This window comes from Aquisalimonas asiatica (assembly GCF_900110585.1).
Lineage (GTDB): Bacteria > Pseudomonadota > Gammaproteobacteria > Nitrococcales > Aquisalimonadaceae > Aquisalimonas > Aquisalimonas asiatica.
Map to the genome: position 1 here is coordinate 153,592 of NZ_FOEG01000005.1, position 25,878 is coordinate 179,469.

At 67.3% G+C, this 25,878-nt stretch carries 20 protein-coding genes; 15 read left to right on the top strand and 5 right to left on the bottom strand.

Annotation, left to right across the window (positions count from 1 at the left end; genetic code table 11):
- Window positions 1–113: 113 nt before the first annotated feature.
- The 4 genes from BMZ02_RS12660 to BMZ02_RS12675 all read right to left on the bottom strand — a co-directional run bounded on the left by BMZ02_RS12660 (window position 114) and on the right by BMZ02_RS12675 (window position 4,928).
- Window positions 114–2,375, bottom strand: a complete 2,262-nt coding sequence (locus BMZ02_RS12660; protein ID WP_091644447.1) for an efflux RND transporter permease subunit — start codon at window positions 2,373–2,375, stop codon at window positions 114–116.
- Between the two features lie 24 nt (window positions 2,376–2,399).
- Window positions 2,400–3,227, bottom strand: coding sequence for an outer membrane lipoprotein-sorting protein (locus tag BMZ02_RS12665; protein ID WP_091644450.1), 828 nt, complete (start codon window positions 3,225–3,227; stop codon window positions 2,400–2,402).
- A gap of 72 nt (window positions 3,228–3,299) precedes the next feature.
- Window positions 3,300–4,160: a ThiF family adenylyltransferase gene (locus tag BMZ02_RS12670; RefSeq protein ID WP_091644452.1), complete on the bottom strand. Its 861-nt coding sequence runs from the start codon at window positions 4,158–4,160 to the stop codon at window positions 3,300–3,302.
- A gap of 24 nt (window positions 4,161–4,184) precedes the next feature.
- A complete protein-coding gene (locus BMZ02_RS12675) occupies window positions 4,185–4,928 on the bottom strand; it encodes a PEP-CTERM/exosortase system-associated acyltransferase (RefSeq protein WP_091644455.1) in 744 nt (247 codons plus the stop codon).
- Window positions 4,929–5,409: 481 nt separating this feature from the next.
- On the opposite strand from BMZ02_RS12675, the gene BMZ02_RS12680 reads away from it, so the two are divergent.
- The 15 genes from BMZ02_RS12680 to BMZ02_RS12750 all read left to right on the top strand — a co-directional run bounded on the left by BMZ02_RS12680 (window position 5,410) and on the right by BMZ02_RS12750 (window position 24,685).
- The gene (locus BMZ02_RS12680) at window positions 5,410–6,054 is read left to right on the top strand and encodes an XrtA/PEP-CTERM system exopolysaccharide export protein (RefSeq protein ID WP_091644458.1); all 645 of its coding nucleotides are present in this window, start codon (window positions 5,410–5,412) and stop codon (window positions 6,052–6,054) included.
- Window positions 6,055–6,095: 41 nt separating this feature from the next.
- On the top strand, window positions 6,096–7,601 hold the full coding sequence (locus BMZ02_RS12685) for an XrtA system polysaccharide chain length determinant (protein WP_091644461.1): 1,506 nt from the start codon (window positions 6,096–6,098) through the stop codon (window positions 7,599–7,601).
- Between the two features lie 36 nt (window positions 7,602–7,637).
- On the top strand, window positions 7,638–8,615 hold the full coding sequence (locus tag BMZ02_RS12690) for an XrtA-associated tyrosine autokinase (protein WP_091644464.1): 978 nt from the start codon (window positions 7,638–7,640) through the stop codon (window positions 8,613–8,615).
- 66 nt (window positions 8,616–8,681) lie between these two features.
- Window positions 8,682–10,106 (top strand): TIGR03016 family PEP-CTERM system-associated outer membrane protein, encoded by a 1,425-nt coding sequence (locus BMZ02_RS12695; RefSeq protein WP_091644466.1) that lies wholly within the window; start codon window positions 8,682–8,684, stop codon window positions 10,104–10,106.
- 58 nt (window positions 10,107–10,164) lie between these two features.
- Window positions 10,165–11,196: an XrtA/PEP-CTERM system-associated ATPase gene (locus BMZ02_RS12700; RefSeq protein WP_091644469.1), complete on the top strand. Its 1,032-nt coding sequence runs from the start codon at window positions 10,165–10,167 to the stop codon at window positions 11,194–11,196.
- On the top strand, window positions 11,196–12,116 hold the full coding sequence (locus BMZ02_RS12705; RefSeq protein ID WP_091644471.1) for an XrtA system polysaccharide deacetylase: 921 nt from the start codon (window positions 11,196–11,198) through the stop codon (window positions 12,114–12,116). The genes BMZ02_RS12700 and BMZ02_RS12705 overlap by 1 nt, the downstream gene beginning before the upstream one ends.
- On the top strand, window positions 12,113–13,150 hold the full coding sequence (locus tag BMZ02_RS12710) for a FemAB family XrtA/PEP-CTERM system-associated protein (RefSeq protein ID WP_091644474.1): 1,038 nt from the start codon (window positions 12,113–12,115) through the stop codon (window positions 13,148–13,150). The genes BMZ02_RS12705 and BMZ02_RS12710 overlap by 4 nt, the downstream gene beginning before the upstream one ends.
- Window positions 13,151–13,164: 14 nt before the next feature.
- Complete coding sequence (locus tag BMZ02_RS12715) at window positions 13,165–14,415, top strand: TIGR03087 family PEP-CTERM/XrtA system glycosyltransferase (RefSeq protein WP_091644476.1); 1,251 nt, start codon at window positions 13,165–13,167, stop codon at window positions 14,413–14,415.
- Window positions 14,405–15,934 carry an exosortase A gene (gene xrtA / locus BMZ02_RS12720; RefSeq protein ID WP_091644479.1) on the top strand — a complete coding sequence of 510 codons (1,530 nt, stop codon included), beginning with the start codon at window positions 14,405–14,407 and terminating at the stop codon, window positions 15,932–15,934. Before BMZ02_RS12715 ends, xrtA begins: the two co-directional genes overlap by 11 nt.
- A gap of 53 nt (window positions 15,935–15,987) precedes the next feature.
- Window positions 15,988–17,112 (top strand): TIGR03088 family PEP-CTERM/XrtA system glycosyltransferase, encoded by a 1,125-nt coding sequence (locus tag BMZ02_RS12725; protein ID WP_091644614.1) that lies wholly within the window; start codon window positions 15,988–15,990, stop codon window positions 17,110–17,112.
- A 13-nt stretch (window positions 17,113–17,125) separates the two neighbouring features.
- Window positions 17,126–19,072, top strand: coding sequence for an XrtA/PEP-CTERM system amidotransferase (locus BMZ02_RS12730; RefSeq protein WP_091644481.1), 1,947 nt, complete (start codon window positions 17,126–17,128; stop codon window positions 19,070–19,072).
- Window positions 19,072–20,433, top strand: a complete 1,362-nt coding sequence (locus tag BMZ02_RS12735) for a phenylacetate--CoA ligase family protein (protein ID WP_425425084.1) — start codon at window positions 19,072–19,074, stop codon at window positions 20,431–20,433. The genes BMZ02_RS12730 and BMZ02_RS12735 overlap by 1 nt, the downstream gene beginning before the upstream one ends.
- The gene (locus BMZ02_RS12740; RefSeq protein WP_091644487.1) at window positions 20,430–21,641 is read left to right on the top strand and encodes a glycosyltransferase family 4 protein; all 1,212 of its coding nucleotides are present in this window, start codon (window positions 20,430–20,432) and stop codon (window positions 21,639–21,641) included. Before BMZ02_RS12735 ends, BMZ02_RS12740 begins: the two co-directional genes overlap by 4 nt.
- Before the next feature lie 3 nt (window positions 21,642–21,644).
- Window positions 21,645–22,931: a glycosyltransferase gene (locus BMZ02_RS12745; RefSeq protein ID WP_091644490.1), complete on the top strand. Its 1,287-nt coding sequence runs from the start codon at window positions 21,645–21,647 to the stop codon at window positions 22,929–22,931.
- A gap of 5 nt (window positions 22,932–22,936) precedes the next feature.
- A complete protein-coding gene (locus tag BMZ02_RS12750) occupies window positions 22,937–24,685 on the top strand; it encodes a hypothetical protein (protein ID WP_091644493.1) in 1,749 nt (582 codons plus the stop codon).
- 40 nt (window positions 24,686–24,725) lie between these two features.
- Here the strand turns inward: BMZ02_RS12750 and BMZ02_RS12755 are convergent, their stop codons facing one another.
- Window positions 24,726–25,760, bottom strand: coding sequence for an SGNH/GDSL hydrolase family protein (locus BMZ02_RS12755; protein ID WP_091644495.1), 1,035 nt, complete (start codon window positions 25,758–25,760; stop codon window positions 24,726–24,728).
- Window positions 25,761–25,878 lie beyond the last annotated feature (118 nt).

A 25,878-nucleotide genomic window follows, 5' to 3' on the forward strand; every position in this document is an offset into this window, starting at 1 on the left:
GACGTGGCACGGCACCGCCCGCGTGGGCGGATGTTCACCCCCGTCGATGCCGGCCGGCGTGGCGCGGCACCATCTGCGTAGGGTGGATGTTTACATCCACCGTCCCGCCCCAGCTACGCCCGCCGCTCCTGCCGTCTCGCCCACAGGGTCAGCAAGGCCGGCAGCAGCAGCAGGTCGAACAGCCACGCCGCCACCAGCCCCAGGGCGGTGAGCAGCCCGAAGGCCACCAGTGGCAGAAAATCCGACAGGCCCAGGATCAGGAACTGGGCGCACAGGATCAGTGTGGTCGCGGTGACCGCCCGGCCGCTTCGCCGGTAGGTCCGGGCCAGGGCCGCCACCGTTGAGCTGCCTGCGAGCCGGTGTTTGCGGAACTGGTGGTAGGTGTGCACGGTGTCGTCCACGGCAATGCCGACGGCCACACTCGCCACCAGGGCCGTGGCCATGTCCAGCCAGATGCCGAGAATGCCCATGACCGAGAAGATGGCGGCGATGGGCGCGAGATTCGGGATCATGGTGATGCCGGCCGCGGTGAACGAGCGCCAGAACAGCAGCATCAGCGCCGACATGAGAATGACCACGGCAATGAGGCTGCGCAGCTGGCCCTGGATCAGCAGCGTTTCCTGGTCGGCGAACAGCCGGCCCATGCCGGCGAGATCCCAATACTCCACCGCGTCGTCGCCCACTTCGCTGCGCACGGCGTCGCGCACGTCGTCCATGAACAGATTGAGCTCCCGCGCGCCGTGGATGTTGAGATTCATGAGAATGCGGGTCTGCTGCAGGTCGCGATCCACCACGTCGTGCAGATCACGGCCGTCATAGACGAACAGATACTGGCTGATGAGGGGGGCGGAGTCCGGCAGGGCGCGGTAGTCCGGATCGCCTTCATTGAAGGCCCAGTGCATCTCCTCGACCATGTCGGCCAGGGACAGGCTGAAGTCCACTTCCGGCCGCGCGTCCAGGCGGTCCTGCAGTGATTTCAGGTCCGCCAGCAGCGCCGGATCGGTTGCGCCATCGTATTCACCGGTGTCGAACACCACCTCCAGCGGCATGACGCCGGAGAGGCTGGTTTCCACCTCCCGGGTCGCCTGGATGACCGGGTGGTCCTCCTTGAAGAAGGCGTAAAGGTCCGTCTCCACCATGACGTGCCGGATCTGCGGCAGGCCAGCGGCGAGGATGAGCAGGGTGATCGCCACCACCCAGCCGGCCCGGCGGATGGCCAGTGCCGACAGGGCCCGCGTGACCCGGTTGATGGTGTGTCCGCCGGCGCCCTGGTGCCAGTCGCGGCGGTCCCAGCGGGCGAGAATGCCGGGCACCACGTACAGCACCAGCAGCACCGCCAGCAGAATCCCCACGGCGCTGACCAGGCCAAAGGCCGCCACCGGCCGGATCGGGCTCAGGGTGAGTGTGAGCAGGGCGACCACGGTGGTGATGCCCATGTAGAACACCGGCCGACGGATGGCATCCAGGGCGCGCTGCGCCCGCTCCGGACCATTCACGCCCCGGCGTGCCTGGTGGCTGGCCGCCGTGAACAGGTGCACCAGCATGGCGATGGTCAGGGCGGACAGCAGGGGTGGCACGATGGAGGTGATCAGCGTGTAGGGCGCGCCCATGAGCACCAGCGCCACCAGGGCACCGTTGACCACGCCGCCAACGGTGACCGCCGCAATGCCCACGGCGAGCCAGCGCCGGAACAGGAAGCCGATGACGATCAGGCCGATCAGCGTGGTCGCCGGTACGAACAGCGCCGTTCCCGTGAGCATCGCCCGGAGCTGCGCCACGTCCAGCGCCACGTGCCCGGCGATGCCGGCAAGCCGGTCATCCAGGCCGTGGCTGGTCAGGGTGTCACGCAGGCTGTCCTCCAGTTCCAGTCGCTGGAGGCTGTTGTCCATGGGGTGCGGGCGCACCACCAGGGCGAGGGTGTCGCCACCACTGCCCGCCAGCAGGTCCGGCGCAAACCGGTCGCCGAGCACCCGCTCGCGCCACTCGTCGGCGGAGCGCGCATCCAGTTCGCTGGCGTCCACCAGCGTCTCCACCGAGAAGCCGTCCTCGGTGGGGACGATGTGGTCCGCCTGGGTGACCGAGAGTACCCGCTCCACCGGCCCGAGACGCTCCATCTCGCGCGAGGCGGCGTCCAGACGCTCCAGCCATTCGGCCTCGTAGATGTCGTCGCCACGCAGCAGCGCGACAATGACCTGATCCTGGGGAAAGGCGGCACGGACGCGATCGTCCGCGATCACTGCCGGGGCGTCCTCCGGGAAGTACGCCTCCGGTGCGTTGTCCAGGTCCATCTCCATCAGAATGGGGCCGGGCAACAGCATCAGGGCGCCAAGAATGCACAGCGCAAGCCATCCCGGGCAGAGTCGTCGTGCCGCCATGGTTGAAGCCTCTCTCGTGGAGTATCAGGGCCGGTGCCGGGATTCCCGGGCCGGATCGGACAGAACGCGGGTCTCGAACAGGTCCTCGGTCAGCCCCCGGTCGTAGATGACGTCATCCACCCGCAGCGTGGTGCTGTGGCCGGAGGCCAGGTCGGTCACGGTGGTGGTCATGATGGTCCAGTAGTCCTGGATCCTGTCGATGCGGCCCACCTCCCAGCGCTTGGTGGGCTCGTCTCCGTCTTCGTAGAAGTCGATGCGCAGGGGGATCATGGTTTGTTCGTGAATCCAGCTCACCCGCTTGTCGTAGACCGACTCGTCAGCGTCCTTCGGGATGCTCTCCATGACCGTGACCGGCGTGCCCTCGTACTCGTCTTCACCGGTGATGCGGTGGGTGTCGAGTTTCGGGTTGCGGTCTTCCAGATCCTCGAAGTAGAGGTCGGATCCCACGAAGCGACCGCCGCGGCGCCCCGAGGCAACCCGGCGTGTGGTGTCCGCCGCCGGCAGGTAGAGCCACTGGTCGCTCGATCCGTCGGGGTGTTCATGCATCAGCAGCCCGGTGTCCCGCACGTCGCCCGGGCTGAGAAAGCGGATCATGGACAGCCGGGTGCCGTCGTCCAGGTCCAGCCGGTAGTCCACGGTTTCCCGGACGCGCTCGCGGCCGCCTTCCTCCTGCAGCGTCATGGTCCCGGTCGTGGTGGCATCGTCGCCCTCGGGGCGCTCGTGGACCTGTCGGGCGAGTTCGCGGGCCTCCTCGGACTCCGCGAGGGCCCCGGCTGGAAGCAGCATGAGCGGCAGGGCCAGAGCCGCCAGCCCTGCCAGGGGGAAGAGTGCGCTTGTGCGATGGCTGAACATGGTTGTACTCCGCGCCGTTCGGTGTTCCGGTGACGAGTCACTTGCGAGACCGCCGCGGCCCGGAGCCCCGGATCAGCCGAAGCGGCGCCGGGCCAGAGCGAGCAGCAGTCGTTGCAGCGGATTGCGGTTGCCGCCGGGTCGCCACGTCTTGCGCAGCCGCCCCAGGTAGGCGTCGAAATGCGTCACCCAGGGCACGGCCCGGATCCGGCCGCGATTCAATACCAGTTTTAGCACCTCGGTGCCGACCACACCGGCACACAGTTCACACGCCATGGCGGTGGAGGGGCCGCGCTGGTTGGGAAGATCCACGTGGCCGGCTTCCGCCAGATAGGTGAACTGCTGCGATGTCGGGGCCAGGCCCATGGCAAACCGCAAGGCCTGTTCTCCGGGCGGATGGCCATCCAGCTGAAAATAGTCCTCGAAGCTGGGACTGCCGCTGGTGAACACGAGCAGTGCCGTACCCATGCCGAGCGGAGCCGCCGTCACGGCGGGAATACCCCGCGCACGGCACTCGGCGAAGACAGTCTGCCGGATATCGAGCGCGAAGAAGTCGAGCCCGTCCACGTAGACGTCCACACCGTCCAGGAAGGCATCGACGTTGCCCTCGGTGACCCCTTCGGGGAACGTGGTGAGGTGGAGTTCCGGGTTGATGTCCCGGGCCATCTCCGCCATGACGTCGACCTTCGCCCGGCCCAGCTGTGAGACAGTGGCCCCGGCCTGTCGGTTCATGTTGTGGAGTTCGAAGTGGTCGAAGTCGGCCAGGTGAAAGTGGCCGATGCCCAGCCTCGCCAGCGTCAGAAGGTGGCTGCCTCCGACCCCGCCCATACCGGCGATGGCGACCCGCGTGGCCCGAAGCCGGGCCTGTTCATCCGCGGTGACCCAGCCCAGGTTGCGTGTCAGGGCGGTCCCGTAGTCAAAAGACGAAGCTGTCATGTGTCAGTTATCGGCAATTCCGTTTCAAACGTGATCCAGTATGGCGAGATCTTCGCTGAGACGATTGGTGATATCGTCATAGAGGCAGTGTAGCTCCTGCCTCAGGTGCAGCATGGCGTCGTCGTGGTGGAGATGGTAAGGCGCGCGGTGCCCGTGATAGTCCTTGATATCCCCGATGCGCATGAAGTGCAAGCCCGAGCGCGAGAGTAACCGCGCGAGGCGTGGCTCCATGATAGCGAAGATATTGGGCCGGTTGCAGGCGTTGGCAAGAGAGATCGCCGTCAGGAACAGACCGACGGAAATCATGGGGAAGGTGCGGATTTCCTCGGAGGAGAAGGCGAGGCCCTGGATATCACCGATCGGGGTTTCCCGCTCGTTGGGCCGGCGCCTGAAGGCGCGGGGGACGGCGAGGCGCGAGATTTCGCAGATGTCTTCGCGCTGCATGACGGCCGGGCTGCGGCTGCGGTGGTTCAGTGACCCCTGCCAGACGGTCTCCAGCGGCAGCGGTTCGTCCCTACGGGGGCTGATCAGCCGCACGCAGCCGGCGAGGCTGTTGGTGCTGAGGTGAACGACCTGGCCATGGATGGCGTGTTCGTCATGCTCATCCGTCTCCATGCCGTTCGGGCAGTCCTCCTCCCGCTCGTAGCCGAACTCCCGGCAGTAGACCTCGTAGCGCACGCGCGCCAGGCGCTCACGCTCCTCGGGGGAGGTCGCAAGGGACACGCGGAAGAAACTGTGAAAACTCGCCGCTAACGTATCGGCGTCCATGCAACTCACCCTTTTTCATGTTGTTGTGCAGGGGATGCTGGCCGCTTGTGCGGTAGCGCTGCCAAACCGCGATCAAGGCCCGGACGGCTCATGCCGGACGGGGCGGTCTCGGGGAAGGACATAGCAGGATCGGTGCCAGCCCTTGGAAATCAATGCCCTGAGTGATCCTCTGCACGGTGGGATCAGGAGGGTGTAAAGAACGTCGACATCTCTCGCGAGCAATTATAGCGCGTAACGTGTTTGAGCACCCCTTTTCTGTGGACTAGTTCACATTTCTGGGTTACGTTGCACCCATAAGGGTGGTCGAGCAGGCCGTTGACGAGTCGGATGAAGGTGCGACTCCAAGCGTCCTGAACGGTCGGGTATTCCGCCGTCAGGGAGGCCGAGTGGCGGGCTTGGCTCCTTGATGACAGGTGCGGTACGTCACCCCGGCCATGGGGCGGCCGCTGTGGGCATCCAAACAAGAACAGGTGGTGAACGGATGCAGATTCCATCGATCAGGGGCCGTGCTCGGACGTTCGTCCGTCCTGGCATTGTTGCCGCGTTAGCGCTTCTCTTCCTGGCGGGGTGTGGCACGGTCAGTCACCCTCCGGCGCCTTCCGAAGTGGATATCCCCGAGGATCGCAGTTACCTGGTCGGTCCGGGCGACAGCCTCAACATTATTGTCTGGGGCAATCCCGAGCTGTCCATGGTCGTGCCGGTGCGGCCCGACGGCATGATCACGACACCGCTCGTGGAAGATCTGGATGCCAGCGACAAGACGCCCACCCAGCTTGCCCGGGATATCGAGGAAGACCTCCGCACCTATCTGCGCGACCCCGTGGTCACGGTCATTGTTACGGGCTTTGTAGGCCCGTATCACCAGCAGGTCCGCGTCATCGGTCAGGCGGCTCAGCCGCAGGCCGTGCAGTACCGCGAGCACATGTCCGTCATGGACGTGATGATCGAGGTGGGCGGGCTCACGGAATTCGCCGCCGGCAACCGCGCCATCATCGTGCGCGAGGAGAACGGCGAAGAGAACATCTACAACGTCCGGTTGGACGATCTCGTCAATCGCGGCGACATCGCGGCCAACGTGCCGATGCTGCCGGGGGATGTGCTGGTCATTCCCGAGAGCTTCTTCTGACCGGGTATTCGGTGTGGTTCGAGTCGTACGAGTAGAGTGCTATGGACAGGTTATTCGAGGAAATCCTTCTTCAGATCCGCAAGGTCTGGCAGCGGCGGTGGTTCATCGTGCCTGTCGCCTGGGTGGTCGCGGTGGCGGGCTGGTTCTGGGTGGATTCCCTGCCTGACCGGTATCAGGCGTCCGCGCAGATCTACGTCAATACCGACTCGGTGCTGCAGCCCCTGCTCAGTGGCATGACAGTCACACCCAACACCGAGCAGCGGGTGCGGATGATGACGCGCACACTGCTGTCACGCAGCAATCTCGAGCACGTGGTGAGTGAGACGGAGCTGGACCTGCAGGCCGACTCCGACGCCGACCGCCAGCGCATTATCGATGATCTCTCCAGCTCGATCCGCCTGTCCGGCGTGGGCAGCCGCGACAACGTCTACACCATCCGCTACACCAGCCGGGACCCGGACAAGGCCCAGGAAGTGGTGCAGACGCTGGTGAACATGTTCATGGAAGGCGGTATCGGCGGTGGACGCACGGATCTGGCGAGTTCGCAGCGCTTCATCGAGAACCAGATCGAGAACTACCGCGAGCAGCTGGCCGACAAGGAAACCGAGATCGAGGAGTTCAAGCGCGATCACGCCGGGCTGACGCCCGGCCAGAGCGGGAGCTACTACAACCGGGTCGAGCGCCTGGAAGACCAGCTCGAGCAGGCGCGGCTGGATCTGCGCGAAGCCCGCAACCGTCGTGACACCTACGAGTCCCAGCTGGAGACGGCTTCGGCGGCGGATGCGGACGGCCCGGTGGACCCGGCGTTGCAGGAGCGTATCCGGGAGCTGGAGAACCGCCTGGATGACCTCCAGCAGCGTTATACCGACCAACACCCTGAAGTGGCGTCCACGCGCCGCATTCTCGAGGACCGCAAGGCCGAGCGCGAGGAGCAGATCGCCGCCGGTGGCGGTAGCTCCGATCGCGAGGATCTGTTCCAGCAGCAGATGCGGCTCAGCCTGAGCGAGGCCGAGAGCCAGGTGTCCACCCTGGAGGCGCGTGTCGAGGAGTTCCAGGAGCGCCTGGCGCGCCTGAACGAAGCCGTGGACCGGATTCCGCAGATCGAATCCGAATACGCGTCGCTGATGCGTGACAAGAGCGTGATCCAGTCCAACTACGAGCAGTTGCTCCGGCGGCGTGAGCAAGCGTTCATGTCCGGCCAGGTGGAGACGCAGACGGACGCTGTCGACTTCCGCGTGATCGACCCCCCGCGGGTGCCCAGCAGTCCCACCGACCCGAACCGGCCACTGCTGGCCAGTGCGGCCCTGATCCTCGGCGTGGGGGCCGGGGCCGGCCTGGCGTTCCTGCTGGCACAGTTGCGCAGCACCGTGACGTCACGTCAGAAGCTGGCGGAGATTACCGGGCGTCCGGTCCTGGGCGCGGTGTCCTACGTGGACACCCATCGCTCGCGCTGGCGCCGGAGACTGGGGCACATGGCGTTTCTCATCGCCATCGGTGCGTTGTTGCTGGTGTACGCGGCCGTCATTGCCTCGTACTTCCTGACGTAAGCGCGTCCAGACCCGGCATTATAGGAAGGACCCGGAATGAGCATTATCGAAAAAGCCATCAGCAAGCAGCGCAAGGCCCGCGAAGATGACGGTGAGCGGATTGCCTCGGTCAACGCTGACAGCGCCGGTGAAGCCGGACCTTCCCGGGTGGAGCAGGCCATGGCGCGGGTGCGTCCGGATGCCGGTCAACCGGACGCCGAATCCGGCGCTGCGGCGGGTAATGGCGCGGCTCCGGCCGAGGCGGGTGTCGCAGGCCAGCGTGCCACGACAACGCAGCGCTACGCCGAGATCTCCCGCGCGCGCCTGGCCGAACTGGGCCTGATCGATCCAGCCGGTGGCCGCAGCCAGCTGGCCGAGGAGTTCCGCCTGGTCAAGCGCCCGATTCTCGCCGGCGCCTTTGCCACCGGGGAGGACGCCATCCATCACGGCAATCTCGTCATGGTGACCAGCGCGCTGCCGCGGGAGGGCAAGAGCTTCTCCACCATCAATCTCGCCATGAGTATCGCCATGGAGTTCGACCGCACGGTGCTGCTGGTGGATGCCGACGTGGCGCGGCCGTCGATTCTCGGCTACCTCGGTGTTGAAAGCGAAGGGTCCGGCCTGCTGGACCTGCTGGCCGACGACTCCATCGATTTCTCGGACGCGCTGATCCGGACCGACATCGACAATCTCACGCTCATGCCTGCCGGCAAGACCTATCCGCGCGCCAACGAAATGCTGGCCAGCCGCGATATGGAACAGCTCGTGGCGGAGATGAGTGCACGGTACCCGGACCGCATCATCCTCTTTGACACGCCACCGCTGCTGGCTACCAGTGAGGCCAGCGTGCTGGCCCAGCACATGGGGCAGATCGTATTCGTGGTGGAGGCCGAACACACGCCTCAGGATGCAACCGTTCGGGCCATCGAGCAGCTCGAGGGGTGCGAGGTGGTGCTGCCGCTGCTCAACAAGACCAAGCCGCTGCCGGGGATGCGCTACACCCATGGCTATTACGGCTCCTACTACGGGACCTGAGTCTTGGTTTCTCTGCCGCTTGGTCTTCGGCGGGCACGGCGCCTGGTGGTGCTGGCCGGAGCCTGCATGATCGGCCTCGGGTCCGGCACGGCCTGGGCGCAGCAGGAGAGCCCCTACACCATCACGCCGCGGCTGAACCTGAGCACGACGGTGACGGACAACGTCAATCTGGCTCCGCCGGGCGAGGAGCAACACGACATGATCTTCCGGGTGTCGCCGGGTATTTCGGCGCGGGCTGACGGTAACCGGATTCGTGGTGCGGCGGATTACACGCTGCGGAACTCGTATTACGCCCGTAACAGCGACCGCAACGACGCAACCCATCTGCTCAACGCAAGAGGCAACGCGGAGCTGGCCGAGGACTTTCTCTTTCTGGACGTCTACGGCCGCCGCCGCGAGCAGGCGTTTTCCCTGCTGGATCCGACGGCGCTCGACGAAGGTGTCGGCCCGGGAGGGACGGAGATCACCACGTGGGGGATCAGCCCCTACGTCACGCAGCGGTTTGGCCGGGTTGCAGACGCGACGGCCCGTTACGGATACGAGCGCACGCTTTACGGGTCCGGTATCTCGCGTGACTTCAACCGTGAGCTGTACGAGGTGGACGTGGATAGCGGGCCGTTGTTCGGGCAGACGTTCTGGAGCATGAACTACGACCGGCAGGAGATCCGCTACCGGCGGTCGGCGCAGCTCGAAGAGCAGGAAGGGCTTGGCGACGAGGTCATCTTCGAAACCGTTTCCGGCACGCTCGGGCGGCAGCTCAGCCCCACGTTCCGTGTCTTCGGCACCGTCGGCGAGGAGCGCAATCGGTTCGAGTCAGACCTGGACGATCGGGATGGCTCCTTCTGGGAAGCGGGCTTCGGTTGGGCGCCCACCAGGAATACCTCCCTGGAAGCGAGTTACGGCGACCGTTTCTTCGGCCGGACCAGGAGTCTCAGCCTGCAGCACCGGAGACGCAACACGGTCTGGTCGGCAACCTATGGCGAGCAGATCTCCACCAATCAGGTGGATACGGAGGTGTCGCTGGACGAACTGCTCGGGCTCCCGCCGGGGACCTTCCCCGAGGCAGAGCCCCTGGTCATCAGTCGTGAGGAGGTCTCCATCTTCGAGCGTGCCCAGGCGTCGGTGACCTATACATTGCCCAGGAGCCGCTGGACGCTGCAGGCATTCCACTCCGAGCGTGAATTCCTGCAGACCACCGCGGTGACCACGCAGCGCAGTCAGGAACAGACCGGCGTGCGTGGACGGCTCTCCTGGGATCTCGGCCCCCGGACCACCTACGAGGCGTCGCTGCGCTACGCGCGTGCAACGTTCCTGGAGTCGGAGGGCGACCGGGAGAGGCTGTGGAGCGCCCGGTTCGGCGTCAACCACGATATCGGACAAAACGTACGGGGCTCCGTCTTCTACCGGCATCAGAACCGGTCCGGAGACGGGGATACGCCCCGGGACTACCGCGAGAACGCGATCACCGCAAGCCTGCTGATGACGTTCTGACGCCGGCAGGTTGCGCGGGGTGGCGTGACGTCAGCACAGGCAGGCCCTTGGAGTCGGCATGTACGAACATTTCTACAACCTGAGCGGCAAACCGTTCCAGCTCAACCCGGACCCGGCGTTCTTCTACGGCAGCCGCGGTCATCAACGCGCCATGGCCTACCTGGAGTACGGCGTGCACCAGGCCGAGGGCTTCATCGTGATCACCGGCGAGGTGGGCGCGGGCAAGACCACGCTGGTCCGCAACCTGTTCGAGCACCTGGATACCGATACGCTGCTGGCCGTGCAGCTGGTGAGCACCCAGCTCAATGCCGACGACATGCTGCGCGCCGTTTGCGGCGCCTTCGGCCTGCCCGACGAGGGCTCCAAGGCGACCCTGCTGCGGGACCTGGAAGCGTATCTGATGGATTGCCAGCGCGCCGGCAAGCGTGCGCTGCTGGTGGTGGATGAAGCGCAGAACCTCGATCCCGCGGCGGTGGAGGAGCTGCGGATGCTCTCCAACTTCCAGACCCGCTGGGGCTCCCTGCTGCAGAGCTTTCTGCTGGGGCAGCCGGAGTTCCGTGCCACGCTGCAGAGCCCGAGCATGCGCCAGCTCCGCCAGCGCGTGATCGCCACCTACCACCTGGGGCCCATGGACCTGGAGGAGACCCAGGCCTACATCGAGCATCGCCTGCGCCGGGTGGGCTGGCAGAACGACCCGGAATTCACGCCCGAGGCCTACCGTGTGCTCCACGAGGCCACTGACGGTGTACCGCGGCGGATCAACACATTGTGCGACCGGGTCATGCTCATGGGGTTCCTCGAGGAGCTCCATACCCTCGACGAGAATGCCGTGGGCGAGGTGGCGCGGGAGATGGAGCAGGACTTCCTGGCGCCACGGTCGGCGTTCGGGGTCAAGACCGAGGAGATCAACGGCGGCGGCAACGGGCAGATGCTGGCGGAACCGGGCGCTGCGGATATCGATGATGCAGCCGTTTCCGCGCGGCTGGAGCGGCTGGATTCCCGGGTTTCCCGGCTGGAGCGTTACGTGGTGTACACCTCCAAGCTGTCCCGCCAGATCCTGACCATGGTCAACCGTCGGAAGCCGGCCTGATGAGCGCGCCTGTCGCCAACGCCATGACCTTCGACGTGGAGGACTACTTCCAGGTCTCGGCCATGGAGCCGCATGTCCCCCGTGACCAGTGGGAGCGCATGCCGTGCCGGGTGGAAGCCAACACCGACCGCTTGCTGGCACTCCTTGATGGCGCGGGCGTGAAGGCCACCTTCTTCACCCTCGGGTGGGTGGCCGAGCGCTGCCCGGCGCTGATCCGGCGTATTGTCGCCGGCGGCCACGAGCTGGCCAGCCACGGTTACTGGCACCACCGCGTCACGGAGCTGGACGATGCGGCGTTCCGGGACGACATCCTGCGCGCCAAGGGGGTGCTGGAGGACACCGGTGGCGTGGCCGTGGACGGCTACCGCGCGCCCAGTTTCTCCATCGGCGCGGACAACCTGCACGTCCTGCGCATCCTGCGCGAGACCGGTCACCGCTACAGCTCCAGCGTCTATCCCGTGCAGCACGATCACTACGGCATGCCGGAGGCGCCCCGGGAGCCGTTCCAGCCCCTGGGCAACGACGGTGTGACCGAGCTGCCGTTGACCACGGTTCGGCTTGCCGGCCGCAACCTGCCTGCGGCGGGCGGCGGCTACTTCCGTCTCCTGCCTTACAGCGTGTTCCGCCGGGCGCTGCAGCGGGTCAATCGCCAGGAGGGAGCTGCCGGCATCTTCTACCTGCACCCGTGGGAGATCGACCCGGGGCAGCCGCGCATTCCTGGTGTCAGCGCCCGGACCCGGTTCCGTCACTACGTGAACCTGGCGCGCACCGAACACCGTCTCCAGCGCCTGCTGACGGACTTTGCCTGGGCGCCACTGCGCACCGTCTACGCCGACGTGCTCGACCATTCACTGGATGTCCCGCCTGCGCAGGTGGCCGCGCGCGGGATGGAGACCGACAGGGTGATCGCGCAGCCATGACGTCCGCTTCCATCGAAATCAGCGAACTGACCGCACAGGACCACGACCGCTGGGACGCCTTCGTCGAGGCGTGTCCCCGGGCCACGTTCTGCCACCGCGCCGGCTGGCAGACCGTGATCGAGCGCGCTTTCGGTCACCGCACCCGGTTCCTCATGGCAACCCGTGACGGGCGTATCGAGGGCGTGCTGCCCCTGGCGCGGGTACGCAGCCTGCTGTTCGGTGATCAGCTGGTGTCGCTGCCGTTCTGCGTCTACGGCGGGATCGCGGCGGACACCGGTGAGGCGGCCATTGCCCTGGACGCGGCAGCCCAGGCCTACGCCGCCGAGTGCGGCGTGGATCACCTGGAGTACCGCAACATGGAGCCGCGGCACGACGACTGGCCCACCAAGGAGCTCTACGTCACCTTCCGCAAGGCCATCGAGCCGGACGTGGACGCCAACATGCAGGCGATTCCGCGCAAGCAGCGCCGCATGGTGCGCCAGGGCATGAAGGCGGGGCTCACCAGCGCGTTCGATGACGATGTCGACCGGTTCTTCCGGATCTACGCCCAGAACGTCCACCGGATGGGAACGCCGGTGTTCAGCAAGAGGTACTTCCAGACCCTGCTGGACGTGTTCGGTGACGCCTGTCGCATTCTCGCGGTGCACCGGGGCGACGAGCCCGTCGCCAGCGTGATGACGTTCTATTTCCGCGACGAGGTCATGCCTTACTACGGCGCCGGCATGCCGCTGGCACGGGATGTGGCGGGCTATGACTTCCTCTACTGGGAGTTGATGCGCCGTGGCTGCGAGGCCGGCTATCGCCTGTTCGACTACGGCCGCAGCAAGCAGGGCACGGGCTCCTGGAGTTTCAAGAAGAACTGGGGGTTCGAGCCGCAACCGCTGTACTACGAGTTCCAGCTGCACCGTGGCGACAAGGTGCCCGACAACAACCCGTTGAATCCGAAGTACCAGCGCGCCATCCGCATGTGGCAACGGCTCCCCCTGTCCGTTGCCAACGTGCTCGGCCCGCGGATCGTCCGGAATCTCGGTTAACCGGCCCAGGTGATATGGACGACATACTGCTGCTGACACACCGGATCCCGTGGCCGCCCAACAAGGGCGACAAGATCCGTTCGTACCACCTGCTCCGCCACCTGGCGAGCCACTACCGGGTCCATCTGGGGACGTTCGTTGATGATCCGGCGGATGAGCGCTACGTGAGCGACCTGGACGTGGTCTGCAGCAGTGCGCATGTCGCCCGCCTCAACCCCGGGGTCGCGCGCTGGCGGGCGCTGACCGGCCTGCTCAGCGGTGCACCGCTGACGCTGCCCTATTACCGCAACGCCGGCCTTGCCCGCTGGGTGGAGCACACGGTCAACGCTCACGGGATCGAGCGGGCCGTGGTGTTTTCCTCCTCCATGGCACAGTACCTGGACGGCTTTCCGGCGTTGCGACGGGTGGTGGACCTCGTCGACGTGGATTCCGACAAATGGCGGCAGTACGCCGCTGGCAAGTCCCATCCGGCGCGCTGGATCTACGCCCGGGAGGGGCGGCGGCTGCTGGAGTACGAGCGCCGGGTCGCCCGGGAAGCGGATGCCGCGCTGCTGGTCTCGGAAGCCGAGGCGGAGCTGTTCCGCGAGCTGGCACCGGAGAGTCGCGATTCCATCCATGCGGTGCACAACGGTGTCGACACCACGGTCTTTGATCCGGGCAAGAACGGGACCTCCCCCTATCCGGACGACGTGCTGCCGCTGGTGTTCACCGGTGCCATGGACTACTGGCCCAACGAAGAGGCGGTGACCTGGTTCGCCGATACAGTGTTCCCGCGGATCATGGCGGCGGAGCCCGGGGCGCGGTTCTACATCGTTGGCAGCCGGCCAACCCGTGGCGTGCAGGCGCTGGGTGAACGGCCGGGTATCGAGGTGACCGGTTTCGTGGACGACATGCGGCCGTGGCTGGGCCATGCGGCCATCGCGGTGGCGCCGCTGCGCATTGCCCGCGGGGTGCAGAACAAGGTGCTGGAGGCCATGGCCATGGGACGAACCGTGATCGGTACCGCGCAGGCGCTCGCGGGCATCGAGGCGGAGGTGGGGCGTGACCTGTTGCAGGCCGACAGCCCGGATGCGTTCGTGGAACAGGTGCTTGCCCAGCTCCGTGAACCGGACCCGTCCCTGGGCGCAAACGCCCGCGACCGCGTCCTGGCGCACTACGCCTGGAGTGCGCGGTTGAGCCGCCTGGATGCCCTGCTCCAGGAGAGTGCGCCGGGCGTTTCCCTGACTGACGATGGTGGCGCTGCGGAGGTGTCCCATGGCCGTTGACCGGCAAGCGTTCCCTGCGGTCGGCTCGGTGCCGGAGCACTGGCGGCGGCCGCTCACCCTGGTGGCCGCCGCGATCGCGCTGCTGCTTGTGGTCTTCCATGCCACCTACTGGAGCATGGTCGAGACCTGGATCCGCTCCGAAACGTTTGCCCACGGCTTTCTCATCGTCCCGATCGCGCTGTTCCTGGTCTGGCGCCAGCGGCGCGTGCTGGCCGACGTGGTGCCGCGGCCGTTCCCGCTGGCAGGGGTCGTGCTCGCCGGGCTCGCCACCATGTGGCTGCTGGGCGAACTCGTGGATGTCATCTCCGTGCGGCAGTTCAGTGTCGTGCTCATGATCCCCGCCGTGGTCTGGCTGATGCTTGGCACGCACGTGGTCTGGCGCCTGCAGTTCCCACTGGCCTATCTGCTGTTCGCGGTGCCGTTCGGTGAGTTTCTCGTGCAGCCGCTCATGGTCTTCACGGCCGACGTCACGGTCGGGCTGGTGCGGCTGACCGGTATTCCCGTCTTCCGCGAAGGGTTGTACTTCTCGCTGCCCACGGGCCACTGGGCCGTGGTGGAGGCGTGCAGTGGTGTGCGCTACCTGATCGCCTCGGTGGCCCTGGGGGCGCTTTACGCCCACATCACCTACCGGTCCTGGTTCCGCCGCTGCATGTTCATGCTGGCGGCCATTATCGTGCCGATCCTGGCCAACGGGCTGCGCGCCTACATGATCGTGATGATCGGCCACTTCAGCGACATGAGCCTGGCTGCGGGTGTGGACCACCTGCTGTACGGCTGGGTCTTCTTCGGCATCGTCATCTTTCTCATGTTCTGGGTGGGCGGTTTCTGGCGGGAGGATGCACGTCCCGCGGCATCGCCGGCACGGCACGGCCTGGCGGCGGGAGGGCGGCCGTCGGCGGGGCGTTACATCGCGGCCCTCGCCCTGACGGTGGCGTTGATCGTGGCGGCGCCGCTGTATGCGGCCTGGATGGATCGGGCCGCCTGGCCGGCACCGGACCTGGGCGCGGCGCCCGAGACCATCGGCGACTGGCAGCTCACCGGCGCCGAGCCGGCGTGGACCCCGGGCTACCGCCATGCCCGCGATGAATGGCATGCCGAGTATCAGAGCGGCGGTGACCGGGTCGGGCTCTACACGGGTGTCTACGCGGAACAGAACCGCTACGGAAAGATGGCGACCTGGGAGAATACCCTGGCCGGGCGCGGCAGCGACGACTGGCGCCGCCAGGCCGGCGGGCGCGGCCCTGACGGTGCCCAGCGGCAGCTTCTGGTGGGCCCCGATACCCGGGTGGTGGCGTGGCAGTGGTACTGGGTGGATGGCCGCCTGACCACCAGCCGGCACCTGGTCAAGGGGCTGGAGGCGCTGTCCCGCCTGCTCGGGGGGACGGATGACGCCGCCAACATCGTCATCTATGCCACCTATCGCGACCGCCCGGACGAGGTCGAGCCTGCCATGGAGGTATTCGCCGAGGAGGCGCGACCGGTCATCGAGGCGCGGCTGGAGGAGGTGGGGCGCAGGTGAGTGTTCGTGCCGCTGTTGTCGCTGCCCGCGACGGTCAGGATTCCCGGCCGCTGGTGGCGCATGTGCTCTATCGCCTTGACGTGGGTGGTCTCGAGAGCATTCTCGTGGAGCTCATCCGGAGCATGCCCCGGGATGCGTATCGCCACGTGGTGATCTGTATCGCCGACTACACCAGCTTCCGCGAGCGCCTCCCGGACGATGTGCCCGTGTATGCCCTGAACAAGCCGCCCGGGCTGGGGCTCGGCATGTTCGTGCGGTTCTGGCGGCTGCTGCGGCGGCTGCGCCCTGACGTGGTCCACAGCAACAATCTGGCGGCACTGGAATGCCAGCCCGTGGCGGCGCTCGCCGGGGTGCCGGCCCGGGTGCATGCGGAGCACGGGTGGGATGTGGCGGATCTCCACGGCACCAATCGCAAGTACCAGCTCATGCGCCGCGTGCTCAGCCGCTGGGTGCACCGCCACGTGGCCGTATCCGCCGATCTGGCCGGCTACCTGCGCGAGCGGGCCGGGGTTCCCGCCGCGCGGGTGCAGCACATCTACAATGGCGTGAACACCTGGCGTTTTCATCCGCGCCGGGAGCGCGACCCGGACGCGCCCTTCGTCATCGGCACCGTAGGCCGGATGCAGCGGGTCAAGGACCAGGTCACCCTGGCGCATGCCTTCGTGCAGCTGCAGGCGCTGGTGCCCGAACGGTTTCCGAATCTGCGTCTGGTGTGCATTGGTGACGGGCCCGAGTACGAAGCCGTCCGCCGTGTTCTGGCCGATGCCGGAGTACAGGGGCAGGCCTTCCTGCCCGGCAACCGCGACGATATTGCCGAGCAGTTGCGGCAGATGGATCTGTTCGCCTTGCCCTCGCTGGCCGAGGGCATTCCCGTGACGGTACTGGAAGCCATGGCCACCGGCCTGCCGGTGGTGGCGAGCCGTGTCGGCGGACTGCCTGAACTGGTGGTGGAGGGGCAGACCGGGGCGCTTGTTCCTCCCGGTGACGCCAGCGCACTGGCCCTCATACTGGCGGCCTACGTCGCCGACCCGGAGGCCGCGGCCATTCAGGGCCGCGACGCGCGCGAGCGGGCCGAGCAGGCGTTCAGCCTGGAGGCCATGGTGACGCAGTACGCCGATCTCTACGGCGAACTCCTGCAGCGGCGGGGGAGCCCGTCCGCCGCTGCGCAACGCAACTGAAGGAGCATTGCCGGTGTGCGGACTGGTTGGCTGTATGGATACCCGGGGCAGGCGTGATCCGGACGAGGTGCTGTTGCGGCAGATGAACGCCGCGCAGTTTCACCGCGGGCCGGACCAGGGCGGCGAGCACTTCGAACCGGGCCTGGCCCTTGGGCACCGGCGCCTGTCCATCATCGACCTGGCGAGCGGCCAGCAGCCACTGGCGAACGAGGACGGCAGTGTCGTCGTGGTCTACAACGGCGAGATCTACAACTTCCCCGCGCTCATGGACGAGCTGGTGGCGCGCGGGCACCAGTTCCGCACCCGCTGCGATACGGAAGTGATTGTCCATGCCTGGGAGGAGTGGGGCGAGGCCTGTGTCGAGCGCTTCCGCGGCATGTTCGCCTTCGCGCTGTGGGATCGCAACGCGGAGACTCTGTTCCTTGCCCGCGACCGGCTTGGCATCAAACCGCTGCATTACGCCGAACTGTCCGACGGGCGACTGCTGTTCGGCTCGGAGTTGAAGGCGCTGCTGGCGTGTGCGGATCTGCCGCGCGTGCTTGATCCGGAGGCCGTGGAAGACTATTTCGCCTTCGGCTACGTGCCCGATCCGAGGACGATCTTCACCGGCGCCTCGAAGCTGCCACCGGGGCATACCCTGACCGTCCGGCGCGGTGCCCCCGTCCCGGCGCCGGTGCCCTACTGGGATGTCGTGTTCGGGAATGACGGCCCGGCCGACCTGGAGGTGGCCACCGGCGAGTTCGTGGAGCGGTTCAGCGAGGCGGTGCGCATCCGCATGGTGGCGGAGGTCCCGCTGGGGGCGTTTCTCTCCGGTGGCGTGGACTCAAGCGCCGTGGTCGCCATGATGAGCGGTTTGTCCGAGGATCCGGTGAACACCTGCTCCATCGGGTTCGGTGACCCGCGCTACAATGAGTCGGCCTACGCCGAGGCGGTGGCAGCCCGCTATCATACGCGCCATTTCAGCGAGCAGGTGGACCCGGACCGCTTCGACCTGCTGGACCAGCTCGCGCTCATGCACGATGAGCCGTTCGCCGACAGCTCGGCGCTGCCCACCTACGAGGTGAGTCGTATCGCCCGCAGCCGCGTGACCGTGGCGCTGTCCGGCGATGGTGGCGATGAAATGCTCGGTGGATACCGTCGCTACCGCGGCTACGTCCGGGAAGAGAACCTGCGGCGCATGCTCCCCGACGGCGTCCGGCGCGGCATGTTCGGCCCGCTGGCCCGCGTCTACCCGAAAGCGGACTGGGCGCCCCGGCCACTGCGGGCCAAGGCAACCCTGGAAGCCCTTGCGGCGGACGCGGTCGACGGCTATATGCGCAGTGTCGGGATTATTGACGATGCCAGCCGGCGGCGGCTGTTCTCGCCGGAGTTCCGTGGCCGTCTGGGCGCCTACCGCGCCTCGGAGGTGCTGCGGCGGCATGCGGCGAAGGCATCGCCGGACGACCCGCTGGCGTTCGTGCAGTACCTGGACCTCAAGACCTGGCTGGCAGGCGGCATTCTCACCAAGGTGGACCGCGCCAGCATGGCCAACGCGCTGGAGGTGCGTGTGCCGCTGCTGGATCACAAGCTGGTGGAGTGGATGGCGCGTCTGCCGGCGCACCACAAGATTCGCGGGCAGCAGGGGAAATACCTGTTCAAGCACGCCATGGAGCCACACTTGCCCAGCGACATCCTCTACCGCCCCAAGCAGGGGTTCAACATGCCCATCGGCGAGTGGTTCCGGGGGCCGCTGCGCGAGCGTCTGCCGGCGGCGGTGTGCAGTGAGCGCATGCTGGACACCGGGTTCTTCAACCCGGCGGAGCTGAAGCGTCTGGTCGCCGAGCACCAGAGCGGCCGACGCAATCACACCCGCCCGCTGTGGTCGCTGCTGATGTTTGAATCGTTCCTGCGCCAGCGTGCCGAGGGGGCCGATACGCGCCCCGATGAAGGACGCCCGCTGGCCCGGGGAGTGGGGGCCTGATGGCCGCGAGGGTTGTTCAGGGTGGAGCGGATGCCATGCCGCCACTGGCACTACCACAGCCGTGGGTGCGGTTTCTTCTGCTGCCGGCGCACGAGCGTCTGCGTGGCCGCCGTACTCTGGCGGACCTGGCCGCGTTGCGCCGCGGCGAGCGTGACGATCCCCAGACGGCCCACGCCCTGCGGGAGCAGAAGCTCGCGGCGCTGCTGCAGCACTGTGTGGAGCGCGTGCCCTGGTACCGCGACCGGTGCGGCGTCACCGAGCCGGTGCTGGCGCGGTTCCCGGTGCTCGAGCGGGCGACCGTGCGCGACCATGGTGATGCGCTGAAGTCCGATGGTTTCGACGGCGAATTGCTGCGTTCCAGCACCGGCGGGTCGTCCGGTGCGCCGCTGGTGTTCTGGACCGACAAGGTCAAGGAAGCGCGGCACAACGCCCAGAAGCTGCGGTTCCGGCGCTGGTTCGGTATCCGGCCCGGTGATCGGCAGGTGGATTTCTGGGGGTCACCCATCGAGCTCGGCAAACAGTCCCGGCTGCGCGTGGCCAAGGACCGCTACCTGCTCAACCAGGTGGTGCTCTCGGCGCACGACCTGACGCCCGAGCGGCTGCAGGAGTACGCCCGGTTTCTTGCGCGGTTCCGGCCGCGCCTGCTGTACGGTTATCCCACGGTCATCTACCGGCTGGCGCAGTTCGTCGATGCCCATCCCGAGCTCCTGGGGCGTTACCGCCCGGTCGCCGTGGTGTGTACCTCGGAGATGCTCTATCCGCAGATGCGCGAGGCCATCGCTGCGGTGTTCGAGTGTCCGGTGGCCAATGAATACGGATCGCGGGACGGCGGCCTCATCGCCCACGAATGCAGCGAGGGTCGGTTGCACGTGGCCATGGAGCACGTGTGGCTGGAGGTGGACGCGCCGGACGAGAACGGCGTCGGCGACCTGCTGGTGACCAACCTGGACGGCTACGGCATGCCGTTCGTGCGCTACCGGGTCGGCGATCGGGGCCGGCTGGGGGAGCCGGGCTGCGCCTGCGGGTTCCACCTGCCGGTACTGGATCACCTGGAAGGGCGGCGCAACGACTTCCTGGTGGGGGTCGATGGCCGGCAGGTCCACGGGTCGGCCGCCAATTACGTGATGCGGGAGCTGGAGCGGCTACACCAGTACCGCCTGATCCAGCGGCGTGATCTCAGCGTGGATGTGGACGTGGTCATGGAGGGTGAGTTGACCGACGACGAACGCCAGACCGTGCACCGCGGGCTGCGCCGTGCCCTGGGTGGCGACGTTCCGGTGCGGCTGCGGCGCGTCGGGCACATTCCGCCGTCGGCATCGGGGAAATACCGTTGGGTCGAGAGCGAGGCGCTGACGCAGTGAGGATTCTGTACCACCACCGCACCCGGGGCGAAGACGCCCAGGGCATTCACATCCGCGCACTCTGCGATGCGTTCCGCCGCCTCGGGCATGAGGTGGACGTGGTGGCACTGGCGCGGTCGGCGCCGGCGCCGAAGCCCGCGTCCGCGCCGGCGCGCGCGGCCACCGGTGCGGGGGAGAACGACAGCCGGCCGCAGTTGCTCGGCGTGCCCATTCCCTACTGGTTCTACGAACTGCTGGCACTCGCCTACAACGGGCCGGCCTTCGCCTGGCTGCTGTTCGCCGCCCTGCGCCGGCGTCCGGCGTTCATCTACGAGCGCTATACCCTGTTCACCTTCGCCGGGCTGCTGGTGGCGAAACTCCTGCGGCTGCCGTTCGTGCTGGAGGTGAATGCCCCGCTCAGCCTGGAACTTACCCAACACGGCAATCTCACGTTCCGCCGTCTGGCGGAGCGCATCGAGACCGCCCTGTGCCGGAATGCCACGCGTACCCTGGTGGTGACCCAGGCCATGGCGGATATCTTTATTGCCCGGGGGGTGCCGGCCGAGCGCCTGCAGGTCATTCCCAACGGTGTGGACGGCGAGCGTTTCAACCCGGACGTCTCCGGTGCCCCGATCCGCGAGCGCTACGGCCTGAGCGCGGATACCCCGGTGGTCGGTTTCGTGGGCTGGATCCGTCCCTGGCACGGCGTCGACGGGCTCATCGGGGCCGTGGGGCGGCTTGTGGCCACGTTTCCGGAGCTGCGGCTGCTCGTGGTCGGGGACGGGCCGGCGGTGCCCGCGCTCCGGCAGCAGGCCCGTGATGCGGGGCTGGACGCCCACGTGATCTTCACCGGGCCGGTGGCGCGGGATGACATCCCCGGCCACATCGCCGCCCTGGACGTGGCCGTCCAGCCCGATGTCACGGACTACGCGTCGCCCATCAAACTGTTCGAGTATCTTGCGCTCGGGCGCGCGGTAGTGGCGCCGGACAAGGCCAACATCCGCGAAGTGGTGCGCCACGGCCGGTCGGCCCTGTTGTTCCCGCCGCGGGACTGGGCTGCCATGGAGCGGGCGATCGGCGAACTGCTGACCGACCCGGAGCAACGTGCCCGCATGGCAGCCGCGGCGGCGCAGCTGGTGGATGAGCGCGGGTACACGTGGATGGGCAACGCGCGTCAGGTGCTGGAGATCGTCCAGGGGCCTGCCGAGCACGCGCCTGCGGAGAACTGAGCTATGGCGGTCTCCCGGAGCGCCCACCAGCAGGAAGAGCCGGCGCGGCCTGAGCCGCAATCCGGGGCTCGGGCGGGAGTTCGGGCCGGGCGGCCCCGGTTGCTGGTCTTTTCGCGGATTTTCCCGAATACCGTGCAACCCACCTTCGGCGTGTTCGTGCGCGAGCGCATGTTCCGGGTGGGGCAACAGCTCCCGGTGGTTGTGGTGTCGCCGGTGGCCTGGTTCCCCGGCGAGGGGTTGATCCGCCGTTTCATCCGGCCCGATTACCGTCCTCCCGTGCCCTATCACGAAGTGCAGGAGGGGGTGGATGTCTATCACCCGAAGTTTCTCTGCATTCCCGGCGTCATGAAGTGGACCGACGGGCTGTTTCTCGCCCTGAGCACCCTGCCACTCATGCGCCGCCTGCAGCGGGAGCCCGGCTTCGACATCATCGACACCCACTTCGTCTACCCCGACGGTGTGGCGGTCTGGCTGCTGAGCAAGTGGCTGCGACGCCCGTATACCATCACCCTGCGGGGCACCATCGACCGCATCTCCCGCACCCGCCTGAGCCGCTGGCTGTCCGCGCGGGCCATGCGCGCGGCGCGGCGGGTGTTCTCCGTGTCCGACTCCCTGCGCCAGGTGGCCATCGGCATGGGGCAGTCCCCGGAGCATGTTCGGGTCATTCCCAACGGCATCAATCTCGACTACTTCGGCCCGGAAGACCAGGCGGCCTGTCGCCGGCAGCTGGGGTTGCCGGAGGGCGCGCGCGTGATGATTACCGTGGGCACGCTCAATGAGCGCAAGGGGTTCCACCGGGTCATCGAGCAGTTGCCCGCGCTGCTGGAGGCGTTCCCGGATCTCCATTACCTGTGCGTCGGCGGCGGCAGTCCCGACGGCAACGATCTGGAGCGGCTGCAGCAGCAGGCGCAGTCGCTTGGCGTGGCCGCGCACGTCCACTTCACCGGCGCCGTACCGCCGGAGCGGCTGCGGTACTACTATTCGGCCGCCGACCTGTTCGTGCTCGCCACGCGGTTCGAGGGCTGGGCCAACGTCTTCCTGGAGGCGGGCGCCTGTGGGCTGCCTACGGTCACCACCCGGGTTGGCGGCAATGCCGAAGTTGTGAACTCCGACGCCGTTGGTCGCGTGGTGGCGTTCGGTGACGGCGATGCGCTGCGGCGGGCCATTGCCGAGGCCCTGACCGTTTCCTGGGACCGGCAGGCCATCCTGGAGCACGCGCGTGCCCAGTCCTGGGAGGAGCGCATCCCCATTCTGCTGGATGAGTTCACGGCCATTCACAAGGCACACTGAGCAGCATGGATGCGGAACTCGCCAACGAACACGGCCGTCTGATCGCCCTGGCGGAGGAGGTCGCGAATGGCCTCGCTCGGCTCGACCACGGCACGGGCAGGCTGCCCGATCCGGTGACGGGGGCTGCCTCACCGCCCGATCACTACGGCCACACCTTTACCTCACTGGCGCTGGCGCGCCAGGGGCACCAGGACTGGGATGCTCCGCTCTGCCACTGGCTGGCGCAGCCCGCGGGCCGTCGCGGGCATGCGCCGTTCAACCGGCTTGCACTTTACCTGTTGCACGGCTGGCTCCAGGGCAGTGGCAACGCATCGGATGCACTGGCGCTGGTGGAGAGCGCAGGCCGGGACTGCGTGGAACCGGCGCGGTATGCGTCCAACAACTGGGTCATGCTTGCCGCGGCCATGGACGTGCTGGATGCCCCCACCAACGCCCGCGCCGATGCCGCCGCCGCCCGGGTTACGGAACTGGCAAGCCAGTGGACCACGGCCGCCGGCGCATTCATCGATCTTCCCCGGAAGCCCGTCGGCTCCCGTGGTGCCACTCCGCTGGCCTATCACCACAAGTACCTGCTCTGCCTGTGGCTTGCCCGGCGCATGCGGCCGTCTGCTGCGCTGGACCGGCTCCTGGCCCGTGGGTTGAACTGGCTCGGTGTCGCCCTGGATGAAACCGGCGGTTACTGTGGTGGATTCGGCCGCAGCACCCACGCCCTGTTCGGCGATACGGCCCTGCTGGTGGTGCTCGCCGGTGTAGCCCGCGAAACCGAGGACCCCGGCACGCGATCGCGGATCACGGGCATCATCCGCGCCATTCGCCAGCGCCTGGAGGCGCAGCGCCGGGACGATGGCCTGCTCTGGCTGACCCCGGCACGGTGCTCCGGCGCCGACGGTGGCTGGGACGGCTACATGTTTCTCACCGTCTACAACGCCTGGTTCGCCGGGCTGACCCTGGCGATGCAGGATGCACCAGCCGTGGCGCCGTTCCGGGAGGTAGTGGACTTCGGCGTCGATCACGACCCGGAAGCGGGGCTGGCCAGCGTGAACGGGCCGCGCGGGACCGCGCTGGTGAGCATACGCGGGCAACCGCCCCAGGGCTTCTCCCGCACCCAGGCGGAGTGCCGTTATGTCGCGGGACAGCTCTACCATCTCGGTTGTGCGGGGCAGCCGCTCGTGCCACCCGGAGCCCGGGTGTCGGCCGACACCCTGCTGGCGACGCCCTGGCTCGCAACGTGGACGCCCGTGGTGGAGGCCGGTGGCCTGCTCTATGGGTGCGGTGACTGGCAGACCAGCCGCTGCCAGCGGGACGGGGAGCGCCTGATCGTGACCGGGGCCGGGCAGCCCACGGCCCTCGTGAGCCCGCAGGAGCGGGGTGCTCGCCGCATTCTCGCGGCGCTGGACTGGCGGTTTCTCGGTGGACGTCTTGCCCGCCGGAAGGGGCAGTCCCCGGCTGCACTGATCGGGCATGAGTGGGCATGGGCCATGTCGGTGGATCTCGGCGCCGGGCAGGTGGTCATTACCTGGACGCTCACGGGCAGGGCCGGATCCGACGCCCGGTGTCTGAGCCTGTTTCCCGCGCCCGTGCTGGATCATGCAGCAGCAAGCTGGAGTCAGCGGGTGCCGAAGGGGGAGTGGCCGGAGCCGGAACCGATGCCTGATGCGATCCCAAGTGCGCTCGGGTGGTGGCGTGGAATGCGCCACCGTCCAGTGCCGTGGCCCGCGGAGACGACGGTTGTGGAGTGGACGCTGGCCTTCTGATCAGGGCCGTGACCGGTTCGGCCACGGCCCGTATGCCGGGCTAGGCTGCCACCCGGTCGCGGCTGCGCAGGGTCCGGCCGATGAACAGCAGGCCCAGAGCCATGAGCCCGAAGGTTGCCGGCACTGGCACCTGGCCGACGTTGGGTCCGCTCTGCAGCAGGTCGAACGCGTTGTTCGCGATGTTGGCGTGAGAGGCCGTGGTGGGGTGGATGTCGTCCCAGAACACGTACTCGTCCGAATTGCTGCACTCCGTCTCGATGAAGCCGAGAAAGACGCCGCGACACTCGTCGGTGAGGTTGGTGAAGCCCAACGCTTCGGGATTCTCCAGCACATCGGCGAAAATGCCGAACACGTCCAGATAGTAGAACTCGGCTTCCGTCTCGCTTGCCAGGTCCTCCAGCATGGCGTTGAGTCCGTCGTTCCAGGCGATGGACACGGCCTCGGCCTGTCCCTGTTCACCGGTACCGCGGAATTCCGGAATCATGCCCAGGTTCGGCAGATTCGGGACCATCAGGGACTCCGCCCCGGCATCGATCAGGCCGGTCAGCGAGCTGCGGAAAGTGCTGAGCACATTGTCGATGGCCGCCACCGGATCGCTGGCGCCCGAGAGCCCGCGCATGTCGTTGCCGCCACCCCAGGCGATGTAGAGCGCGTCGGCGTCGGCACCGCCACTCCCGACCCCACCGGTGAACTCGGCCATCTGGTTCTCCAGCGAGCGGATGAAGGCCCCTTCGAAACCGCTCTCGCTGCCGTCGATGAGCGCGCCGCCATAGGCGTAGTTGTTGCCGCCGTTGCGGGAAATCTCCGAGCTTGCCCCGGACAGCCCCAGATCATCGCTCAGGTATTCGTGCCACACCGGGCCATTGGAGAAGCGCCCGTTACCACCGTATCCAATGGCCGGCCCGAGAAGGCTGCCCAGTTGATCCGCGACGTTGCCGGTGTCGGAGAGGCTGTCGCCGAAGACGTAGACGTCCGAGAACGTCGGGGCGGCCATGCTCGTTCCTGCCATGCCAAGCGCGAGAACGGCCCCGCTGGCGACAGCGGCTACCCGTTTGCCCTGTTGAATTGCTGCCATGCGAACTTCTCCTGGTCTTATGTGGTTGTTGTAGAGTCGCGGGCATCAGGACAGCAATGTGTGTGCCAGCCAACATAGACGCCCCTTCCGGTGCGGGCTCGCGCCCTGTCGCGCGGAT